Here is a 10,759-nt window from a genome sequence, read left to right as displayed (position 1 = left end):
TTGAGACAAGCAGGTTGGAGTCGTTCTTTATTGCTGGTGCTGGCTTGCACGCTGGTCGGATGTCAGACAACCACGCCACCAGCCGGCAGCACGCTGCCAGCGAGCGCGACCTCGCGCCCGGCGGCCGGGATGGGCGTGATTCGAGGCCAGGTGAAGGTTGATGCGGGGACGATCACGGCGGGCTACCGCCTGACTCAGGCGTCGGCGGCAGGCGGCCGCGTGACCGCGCGCAGCCCGGGGGCGACGGTGGAAGGCACCGTGGGGCCGGATGGGGGCTACTCGCTGGAGGTGCCGGGGGGCTTCGACTACACGCTGGAGGCCACGGTTTCCGATGGCCGCGGTGGGGTGACGCGCGTGGTGTCGCCAACGCCCGTCAGTGTGCCACTGGCGCAGGATCCCCCGATCGTCGATGCCGCCAGCCTGGTGACACGCCGGACAGGCAGCATTCAGGGCCTGGTGGAACTCAAGGACGCCAAGCCCGGCGAAACCGCCGAGGGGGTCGACGTGTTCTTGAGCGGCGGCACCTCGGTGGTGGGCAAAGCGGGTGAGAGCGGCCGCTTCGCCCTGACCAACGTGGCGGAAGGCACCTGGAACGTGGTGGTGTCGAAGCCGGGCTACAAGCGCCAGGTGGTGAAGGGGGTGGCGGTCCGCGCCGGTCGGCCGGCCATGCTGGATGCGGCAGTGGTGCTGGAGCGCGAGTCGGCGGCTGCGGCGGGCGTGCGGGGTTCCGTACAGGGCAGCACGGGGCAGGCGATCGTGGGCGCCACGGTCTCACTGTATCCGAAGGACCGGGCGGCCTTGGGGGCCTCTGACGCCGGCTTGGACAATTTCACCGCCATCACCGACGAGCAGGGGCAGTACGAGGTGCTGAACCTCCCTGCCGGCGAGTACTCGGTGCAGATCTACCGTCCGTTCTACAAGCTGGTGCCGCGGCGCAGCGTGACGGTGGCGTCCGGTACGCCGCAGGATCTCGGAGTGACCAAGCTGACCAGCACGGTGACCTACTTCGGCCGGGTGAGCGGTGAGGTGGTCGATGAGGCAGGGGTCCCGATCACCGGCGCGGTGGCCCAGCTGGATCCGCCCGTGACGGAGGCGCAGTTCGCGGATGCAAAAGGGGAGTTCACGCTCGATCGCGTGCTGCCCGGAGAATACAACCTGACGATCGCAGCGGGCGGCTATGCCCCCGTGATCATCCCGGTGCTGGTCGACAACGCCCCGGGCTTCGAGTTGGATACCGGAAAAACGGGCAGCTATCGCCTGTCTCAGTCGTCTGCTCGCCCGTTTTCGGTGCGGGTGGGCAAGGTGTCGCTGGCCAAGGTCAAGGGAATGGCCGGCTTCCCCGCGATCCGGCCAGTGGCGCCGGTGGCCCTCGGCGATGAAGACTACCTGCCAGGCGGCTCGAAACCCGGAGGCGGCGCAGCCATTCTCGACCCGGTCTTCGCGCCTGCGGAAGACGCCAAGACGATTGAGGAGGATTTTTCCAGGAAGCTGGGCGATGTCGATGAGTCGGAACGCCGAGCACCCGCACTGCGCGAGATCAAAGACCTGCGCCTCTTCAAGCCGGGGGCTGCACGCGTCGACCTGAGCCGGGCACGGGCAGTGGCGCAGAAATACCTCTCAGAACGCGTGGACGGAGGGAAGTATTACTGGACCTCGGATGCGCGCCTGAGCGATGCGGCCCCACTCGCCTTGCTGGATGGCTTCACCAAGGAACCCGGTAGTTACGAATTTCTGGTCACGAACGGCAAGGGACCGGCGGGCCACATCGTGGTGAACACATCCCGCGACATGATCCCGGTGCCCGAATCAAGCACCATCGGTACAGGGCACCAAGCGGCCCTGCTGGAGCAGTTCCGAACCGAGCACAAGCGGACGCCGAAGAGTCCCGTGTTCTACCGCTTCTCGTCCTTCTCCTGGGCCCTTGAGGATGCCGCCGACGGGGTGCAGAGCGCCTTGAGCGTCGGGGGTTTCAACTACAAAGCCTTTCGAGCGGGCGAGCGCTATCTGATGGAGCGCCCGGGCCAGGGGGACTTCATCAAGCGGGCGTGGGCGTTCTACGATGCCCCTGCGGCCGATGCGAGGAAATTCAACCTGTTCTGGCACACCTACCTCGAAACCAAAAATCTCACCGGCATGCCCAACTACCGGCAGCATACTTACAATGGCTGTGCCGTGGGTTGCGGTGCTGCATCTTGGGGCCAACTGTATGGCTACTGGGAACAACGCAGCCGCGATACCATCGCGGGGGCTCCGAGCACCAACACGTCGTCCACCGGGGCTGTCGTCGACAACGCGAACACGCGCAGCATGACCGAGGCGATCAACGAATACATGGGAACCTGGTGCGACGCGGCCCTGGGTGGCGCCACTTACAACACGGATATGTACAAGGGCCGCCAGTGGGGTCGCACGAATCGTGGCCTCACGGTTGGGACCAACGCCAAGTGCGATGGCAGCGACTATGCCATGTTCAAGCACGCCCGGTATGGCCTGCGCGACAACCGCCCCGTGTTGATTGGCTTCAGGGACGACGACGTGGGGGGGCACTTCGTGGCGGCGTATGGTTTCACCCAGATGCACGATTATCTCTCGTGGTTGGGGTCTGATGACGGCTATGAAAGCCTGCGCGTGAAAACCAACTGGAGCAGCCCGACGGACCTCACGCTCAGCTTGGGCGACAACGGGTTGGACTTGTTCATGTCCTTGCGGGTCAGCGTGAACAACCCGTAAAGTCACAGCCTGACCAGCCGGAGCTTCTCGCCCTGGCCTGATGAGACGGAAACGAGGCGGGGGCCGAGCGGGCTCCCGCCTTCCAGTCAATCATCTGCTTGGCCTGCTGGTGGAGGCCAAGAGCCTCTTCCATTCGTGTGGCGAGGTGGAGCAATGGGTGGGTGAACCCTCAGAACACCACGGATAGGGCGTGACGAGCCAGCAAGCGAAGGCACGAGACGCCTCCCATCTCGCAGCGCGACCAAGGCAGCCGAGTACGCCGCCAATTGCGGCTATGAGGCGCCGCCCAGGCGATCGCCCCGCGCCAGGCGCGGATCGCCGGCCTCGTCCGGCGCGACCAGCACGCGCTCCGGCGGCAGCAAGCCCAGGCGCCACAGGGTCAAGAGCAGCATCGGCAGCACCACCAGCGGCAGGAAGGCCATCACCTTCCAGCTGTTCGGCCAGGCCGGGAAGGCCTGGGTCAGGGAACGGTGGGCCATCATGCACAGCACGAAGACCATGCCCAGCCAGGTGAAACGGACCTTCTGCACCGCGCGGCGGCGCCAGCGGTAAGTTGGCGCGAGGGGGGCGGTGGAGGCGTCTGGCTGCATATCAGGTATCGTACAGGAAACGCAGCGCCCGTGGCAGGCGCCGCCGCCAGTGCAGCTCGTTGTGGGCACCGTGGGTGTCGGGGCGCCACATCACGTGATAGCCGTCGACAAAGCCCTTGCGCAGCAACATGTCGTGCATCCAGCGGGCGTGCTCGATCACGATGCCCTCGGCCTCCAGCGCCCCGCAATCGAGATAGATGCGCGGATCCCCCCCGCAGCGGGCCCGCGCGACGTGCTCGAAGACCTTGCCCTCGGCCACCCACAGCGAGGGCGACATCACCAGGGCCTTGCCGAACTGGTCGTTGTGCCGGAAGAAGCCATACAGCGCCAGCAGGCCTCCCAGGGAGGAACCCCCGATCGCCGTGTGCTCAGGTCCTTCCAGGATGCGCACGTCCTCGGCCATCATGGCGGCCAGGTCCCCCACCACCCAGTCGAGCAAGGCATCGCCCCAGGCGGCCTGCCCCTCTTCGACCGGCCAGGGCGTCAGTTCCGCGGCCCGGTTGGCCCCATGATGGATGCCCACCACGATCGGCACCTCCCGCTCGGCGGTGGCGCGCAGGTCGAGGGCGTGGTTCAGATGCCAGCCGCCGGCGAAGGAGCCCTCGTCGTGGAAGATGTTCTGGCCATCGAAGACGTAGGCCACCGGGTAGCGGCGATCGCCGTGGTCATAGTCCGGCGGCAGGTACAGCGTGAGCGGATGCTGGCCGGCGATGCCCGGGATGCTGAAGGCCTTGGTGCGATGAAGGCGGCCGTGACGAAGCTTGGGGCGACGGGTCATGCCTGGCATGCTACCAAAAGGCGGCGCCGCGCGCGCGCCCGTGTGGTCCGGGTGGGACCGCCGAGGCGCGGGTGCGCGTGCCCCCTGCGCGGAAAGCCCTGAAAGAAACACCTGAGGCGGCCCCTTGCGGAGCCGCCCCAGGTGCTGGAGGAGGGATGGGAAGGAGGTCAGAAAGCTTGGTGAGCAGCCTCGGGGCGCCGCGTGGCCGCTGAGCACCTCTTCGCCAGACGGGTTCCGAGCAGGCAGACCGGTGCCGGGCCAGCGCCAGGCTCAAGAGGCGTCGCGTGAGGAGGAGGTGCTCCGCGCTTCCAGCGCGCGACGGGCGGCCTCGAAGTCCGCCGCCCACGTCAGGTCGGCTTCATCCAGCGGAGCGGGTGCCGCGGGAAGGGGCTGGCGAAACAGGCCCGCCTGGCGAATCAACGCATACTTGGACGCCAGCATGAGCTTGGTGGCCCGCTCCGACTTGAGCGCGTGCCCGCGATGCCGATCGATCACCTGGGCGTGTTCGGCCAGCAAGGCCACCAGGGCGTCACGCCCCTCCGGCGTGTGGGGTGAGCAGGCCTGCACGGCCTCCAGTTGGCCCGGCGCAATCACCACCAGATAGCGTTCCCGCTGGTTTTCCAGCAGGACATAGCGGCGGATGCCGCGGGCCGTATGCACGTTGACCTGATAATCGACGGGGAACATGAGCGGGTTCCTCTTTCGGAAGTGGTTTCTGTGCAAATTGTATAAATTGTGAAGTTATTATGTCCATCACAAACGTTTACATTGAGGTCAAGATTTGTAATCCCTGGCTCGCCTGAAATATAGACAGGGAGTACTTCTCGCGCATCAGCCCGCGACACGCCGCAAGCGTGAGACGTGAGCAGCCCGCTCAGGCCGCGCCCCCGACCGTTTGGGCCTGGTTCGCCTCGGGGGCGTCCGCCGGCGGCACGCGCCGGAACAGCCGGACCACCAGCAAGAGACTGACGCCCTGCAGCAGGGCCCCCAGGAAGAAGGCCGCGCCCGGCACCGTGAACAAGGCCGCCGGCGAGGTGAAGTAGCCGAACACCCCGTTGGCCATCAGGGGGCCAATCACCCCCGTCAGGCTCATCAGGCTGGCCAGCGCGCCCTGCACCGTGCCTTGCTGGTGAGGCGGCACACGCGAAGCGATCTGCGCCTGCATGGCCGGCCCCGCGATGCCGGCGAGGCTGCCCAGCACCAGGATCGCGTACATCATCCAGCCCTGGAAAGCCAGGCCGTACAGCACCATGGCCAGGATGTTCAGGCTCGCGCCGCCCAGAATCGCTCGGCGTTCCCCCAGGCGCGGTATCAGCACCCGGATCAGGCCGCCCTGCACGATCGCCGCGCAGAGGCCCACCACCGCCAGCGAGGCCCCGACTTCCTTGGGCGTCCAGACGAAACGGTGGGAGGTGTACAGCGCCCAGTTGCTCTGCAGGCACTGATGGCCCAGGCTGCCCCACAGCATGGCGATCGCCAGACCCGCCACCACCGGGTTCGAACGCAACACGCCCACCCAGCTGAGGGGGTTGGCGGCCCCCATGGTGAAGGGCCGGCGGTTCTCCACGCGATGCGATTCGGGCAGGACGAACAGGCCATACAACCAGTTCAGGCCGGCCACCGCCGCCGCCGCAAAGAAGGGCAGGCGCATGTCGTTGGAGCCGAGCAAGCCGCCGATGGCGGGCCCGAGGATGAAGCCGATGCCGAAAGCCGCTCCGATCAGGCCAAAGCTCTGGGCCCGCTTCTCGGGCGGGGTGATGTCGGCGATGTAGGCCGTGGCGACCGACAGACTCGCCCCGCCCACGCCGCCGAGGGTCCGGGCAGCCAGAAACCAACCCAAGGTCGGGGCCAGGGCCGTGCCCAGGTAGCCCAGCGCCGCACCGGCCAGCGAGGTCAGCAGCACCGGCTTCCGTCCGAATCGGTCGGACAGGGCGCCCAGCAAGGGCGCGCAGAGAAACTGCATGGCGGTGTAGAGCGCCATCGAGAGGCCCACGTAGTAAGCCGCGGCCGAGAGGTCGCCCCCGGTGCTCAGGGCGGCCACCAGTTGCGGCATGACGGGGATCACGATGCCGATGCCGATGATGTCGAGCAAGGCCGTCAGGAAGATGAAAATCAGCGCAGGGGCGCGTTTTCCGCTGACGGGAGGCACGGGGTTGGAAGAGGCGGGAGCGTGGGCGTCTGACACGAAACTTCAGGGGGAGTGCGGGGCAGGGGCTGCCGCCAGGGATAAAACGGGAGCCTGCCAGGGGCAGGCGGGCACGACCGTGAGGCGTGGGGAGGGGAGGTCCCAACCGACCTCCCCCGAAGAAGGACCGTCCGGGCGCCTCAGGCGCGCACGAGCGGCTTGTACTTGATGCGATGAGGCCGCTCGGCGTCCGCCCCGAGGCGGCGCTTGCGGTCTTCTTCGTATTCCTGATAGTTGCCATTGAAGACCACCACCTGGCTGTCACCCTCGAAGGCGATGATGTGGGTGGCGATGCGGTCGAGGAACCAGCGGTCGTGGCTGACCACCACGGCACAACCCGGGAAGCCCAGCAGGGCCTCTTCCAGCGCGCGCAGGGTGTCCACGTCGAGGTCGTTGGTCGGTTCGTCGAGGATGATCAGGTTGCCGCCGCGCTGCAGCGTCAGCGCCATGTGCACGCGGTTGCGTTCGCCACCGCTCAGGTCGCCCACGCGCTTCTGCTGGTCGGGGCCCTTGAAGTTGAAGCTGGCGACGTAGGCGCGCGAGGCGATTTCCTTGTTGCCGACCTTCAGTTTCTCCTGCCCACCGCTGATCATCTCCCAGACGTTCTTGTTGGGGTCAAGCGCCTCGCGGCTCTGGTCGACGTAGGACAGCTTGACGGTCTCCCCGACCTTGAAGTTGCCGGCATCGGCCTGCTCGCTGCCGACGATCATGCGCATCAGAGTCGACTTACCGGCGCCATTCGGCCCGATCACGCCCACGATGCCACCCGGCGGCAGTTCGAAGTCGAGGTTTTCGAACAGCAGCTTGTCGCCATAGCCCTTGGCAATGCCCTTGGCCTGGATCACGACGTCGCCCAGGCGAGGTCCCGGTGGGATGTAGATTTCGACGTTGTCTTGCTTGACGGCGTTGCTTTCCGCCAGCAAGGTCTCGTAGTTGTTGAGCCGGGCCTTGGGCTTGGCCTGGCGGGCGCGGGGCGCCATGCGAACCCACTCGAGTTCGCGCTCGAGGGTCTTCTGGCGGGCCGAGGCCTGCTTCTCTTCCAGCGCGAGCCGCTTCTGCTTCTGCTCCAGCCAGCCGGTGTAGTTGCCCTCGAAGGGATAGCCGTGGCCGCTGTGCAGTTCGAGAATCCAGCCGGCCACGTTGTCGAGGAAGTAGCGGTCGTGCGTGACGGCCACGACGGTGCCCTTGTACTTGGCCAGATGCTGCTCCAGCCACTCCACCGATTCGGCGTCGAGGTGGTTGGTCGGCTCGTCGAGCAGCAGCAGGTCGGGCGCCGACAGCAGCAGGCGACACAGGGCGACGCGGCGCTTCTCACCACCTGAGAGCTTGGTCACGTCACTGTCACCCGGCGGACAACGCAGTGCGTCCATGGCAATTTCGATCTGGGTGTCGAGGTTCCAGCCGTCGCAGGCGTCAATTTCCTCTTGCAGGCGCGCGAACTCATCGGCCGTCTCGTCGGAATAGTTGGCGGCCAGTTCTTCGAAGCGCGTCACCTTGTCGCGGATGTGGGCCATGCCGTCCTCGACGTTTTCCCGCACGGTCTTCTTCGGGTCGAGTTCGGGTTCCTGATGCAGGTAGCCCACCGTGGCGCCTTCGGCCAGCTTGGCCTCGCCATTCCAGCTCTTGTCGATGCCCGCCATGATGCGCAGCAGGGTCGACTTCCCGGCCCCGTTCGAGCCCAGCACGCCGATCTTGGCGCCCGGCAGGAAGGCCAGCGTGACCTCCTTGAGCACCTCACGCTTGGGCGGCACCACCTTGGTGAGCTTGTACATCGTGTAGACGTATTGATACGACGCCATTGAGGGCACCTCACGTGCAAATCGAAGGTTCGGAACGAGCCGCGGGAAGCGGGACGGGGGGCATCGGTGGGCCGGCGATCGCAGGGCCGGTTCAGCGGCACCCCCCGTGAGGCGGAGGCGTGTGGGAATCGAACCCACCCAGGCACGCAAAGCGTACCCAACCTGGTTTTGAAGACCAGTGGGCCCACCAGGACCCCTTCGCCTCCCAGGATGGGGCATGGTACCACACCCGCCCCGGGCGATGCGCCGCGCGTGGGGGGCTGGTCTCAGCGCGGTTTCCGCTGGCGGGCGTGGGCACCCCGCCAGCGCGCGGAGAGACTCAGCGAATCAGGCGGATGCGGTTGCTGTTGAAGTCGGCCACCAATATCCTGCCGTCCGGCGCGACGGCCAAGCCCATCGGATTGCCGAATTTCGCCACCGCCAGGTCCCCATCCAGGTGTGCGCTGCTCCCGTCGCCCGCCAGGGTCTTCACCAGGCCCGTTCGCGTCACCGTGCGAATCCGAGAATTCCCAGCGTCCGCCACATACAGCGTGCCATCCGGCGCAAGGGCCAGGCCACGAGGGTTGGCGAATTTTGCCATCGCTCCCGCGCCATCGCTGTAGCCCAGCGTCGACCCTGCCAGGGTGCTCACGACGCCCGCCTGCGTCACCACGCGGATACGCTGGTTGGTCATATCAACGACGAACAGGGTGCCATCGGGCGCCAACGTCAAAGCGAGCGGGTCGGAGAATTTAGCGGCCGTCCCCGAACCATCCGCGTAACCCTGCACGGTGCCGGCCAGCGTGCTCACGACACCCTCCCGCGTCACTTTGCGAATGCGGTGATTAAACTTGTCGGCCACGTAGAGCGTGCCATCCGGGGCCAAGGCCAGGCCCAGGGGTTTGGCAAATTTGGCCGCAGTCCCCACGCCATCCGCATCGCCGAATCCCGAGCCCGCCAGGGTGCTGACCATTCCATCCGCGGTCACTTTTCGAATCCGTAAATTACCGCCATCTGCCACGTACAGCGTGCCATCAGGCGCCAGCGCGAGCCCCTCGGGAGCAGAGAACTTCGCCACGGTTCCTGGCCCGTCCGCGTACCCCTGGGTAGAACCCGCGACGGTCATCACCGCCCCCTCGGGCGTCACCTTGCGAATGCGGTGATTGTAGTGGTCCGCCACGTACAGCGTGCCATCCGGTGCAAGTGCCAGGCCAAAGGGTCCACGAAAACTCGCCGCCGCTCCCGTCCCGTCCGAATCGCCCTCCGTCGAGCCCGCGAGCGTGGTCACAATCCCTTTCAGAGCTTGGGGCGGAGGACTCACCACCGGCGTCGGGGTCAGTGAGGGTGACACCGGCGGTGCCGACGAAACCGGCCCTGGCCCCTTCGGACCACCGTCCACAACCACCGGCCCACCCTTGCCCCTTACCAGCTGGATGCCCGCAGGCAGCGTCACCGTGAAGTTCGGCTTGTTGTCCACCATCACCGGCACGATCACCGGCTGATACCCACCCGCCGCCAGGTTCAGCTTGTATTCACCCGGCAGAATCCGGTCCAGCGTGAACTTGCCCGCCGCGTCCGTGAACTGGCTCTCCGTCACCGGCGGATCCAGCTGCGCCACGACGCCGTCCAGCGGCTGCCCCTTCTCGTCCGTCACCACCCCCGCCACCTTGCCGAAGTAGGCCACCGTGCTCGTGAGCTTCGTGATGCCCAGATCCTGCGGCGCCGCCGCCGTCACCGTCACGCTGCGACGCGGCGGCAGCCGGTAGAAGGCCCGGTAGACCTGCACCGTGTAGTCCCCCGGCGGCAGGTTCAGCACCTCGTACCGGCCCTGCTCGTCCGTCACCGCCGTGAAGTTGTCGAGTCCCACGTCCGTGTTGGCGATCGCCTTGCGGTCCTTCGGATACACCGACACCGTCGCCCCGATGATCGCCTTGCCGTCGCTGCTCTGCACCGTGCCCGTCACGCCCGTCGGCTGCGCCACGTCCCGCTCCAGCACCACGGGCGCCTCCAGCATGGCCGGGCGGCCGCTCTTGACCGCCACGCCCTTGACCACCTGCCGCTTGTAACCCGGCTTGGCCACCACCACGTTCCAGCTGCCCTCGGCCACGTTGGTCAGGGCGAAGCGACCCGTCTCCCCGGCCTTGCCCACCACCGAGGTGCCGCCGGTCAAGAAGACGTCCGCCCCTTCCGGGCTATCTCCCGGCTTGGCGTCTTTCAGTTCAATCAGGCCCTGAATCGAGCCGGTGCGGCGCGTGACCAGACTCGCCGCATCGACGATCGGGGGGTCTTGTGCCAGGGGCACGAGGATGGGAGTGGGGGAGAGCGCCTTGGTCACCCCGCCCTTGCCATCCGGCACCGCCGCTTCCAGCGTGTACTCCGCCCCGGCCTTCACCACCAAGGCGAAGCCGCCGTCTGGGCCCACCTCCACTTCCTTGGTGTCGGAATCGCTGCGCGCCGTCACCTTGCCGCCCTTGGCCGGCGTGGCAGCCTGGCTCAGCTGGTAATTGCGGCCGCCGGCGGCGTCCAGGCCCACCAGGCTCCCGCCATCAGGCCCCACCTGCACCATCCCCTTGATCGTGCCCATCCCGGCCGGCACCGACCCGCCACCCGGCAGGCTCGCGGCGTTCGTGCCACCACCCGGCCCGGTGGTCGGCTGCTGCGCCTGGCAGGCCACCAGGGCCAGCAACAGGGCGATTGA

7 protein-coding genes and 1 tRNA gene are annotated in these 10,759 nt (G+C 67.0%); 1 reads left to right on the top strand and 7 read right to left on the bottom strand.

Features of this window, described 5'->3' with window-relative positions; all coding sequences use genetic code 11:
- Positions 1 to 2,730, top strand: a 2,730-nt coding sequence (locus tag VKP62_11460; protein MEB3197810.1) for a carboxypeptidase-like regulatory domain-containing protein, incomplete at its 5' end; no start/stop codon positions are given.
- A 272-nt stretch (positions 2,731 to 3,002) separates the two neighbouring features.
- On the opposite strand, the gene VKP62_11455 is transcribed toward VKP62_11460, so the two are convergent.
- The 7 genes from VKP62_11455 to VKP62_11425 all read right to left on the bottom strand — a co-directional run.
- The gene (locus VKP62_11455) at positions 3,003 to 3,320 is read right to left on the bottom strand and encodes a hypothetical protein (protein ID MEB3197809.1); all 318 of its coding nucleotides are present in this window, start codon (positions 3,318 to 3,320) and stop codon (positions 3,003 to 3,005) included.
- A 1-nt stretch (position 3,321) separates the two neighbouring features.
- Entirely contained in the window at positions 3,322 to 4,098 is a 777-nt protein-coding gene (locus VKP62_11450; protein ID MEB3197808.1) for an alpha/beta hydrolase-fold protein, read from the bottom strand.
- Positions 4,099 to 4,368: 270 nt separating this feature from the next.
- The gene (locus tag VKP62_11445; protein MEB3197807.1) at positions 4,369 to 4,785 is read right to left on the bottom strand and encodes a hypothetical protein; all 417 of its coding nucleotides are present in this window, start codon (positions 4,783 to 4,785) and stop codon (positions 4,369 to 4,371) included.
- 187 nt (positions 4,786 to 4,972) lie between these two features.
- The gene (locus VKP62_11440) at positions 4,973 to 6,283 is read right to left on the bottom strand and encodes a TCR/Tet family MFS transporter (protein ID MEB3197806.1); all 1,311 of its coding nucleotides are present in this window, start codon (positions 6,281 to 6,283) and stop codon (positions 4,973 to 4,975) included.
- Between the two features lie 140 nt (positions 6,284 to 6,423).
- The gene (gene ettA / locus VKP62_11435; GenBank protein ID MEB3197805.1) at positions 6,424 to 8,082 is read right to left on the bottom strand and encodes an energy-dependent translational throttle protein EttA; all 1,659 of its coding nucleotides are present in this window, start codon (positions 8,080 to 8,082) and stop codon (positions 6,424 to 6,426) included.
- A 112-nt stretch (positions 8,083 to 8,194) separates the two neighbouring features.
- Positions 8,195 to 8,288, bottom strand: a tRNA-Sec gene (locus VKP62_11430).
- Between the two features lie 113 nt (positions 8,289 to 8,401).
- Positions 8,402 to 10,759 (bottom strand): carboxypeptidase regulatory-like domain-containing protein (locus VKP62_11425; protein ID MEB3197804.1); only part of this gene is annotated, 2,358 nt, incomplete at its 5' end.

The sequence above is a fragment of the Candidatus Sericytochromatia bacterium genome (assembly GCA_035285325.1).
Classification (GTDB): domain Bacteria; phylum Cyanobacteriota; class Sericytochromatia; order S15B-MN24; family JAQBPE01; genus JAYKJB01.
The sequence above is the reverse complement of the archived record's forward strand: the minus strand, read 5'-3'. Positions and strand labels throughout refer to the sequence as shown.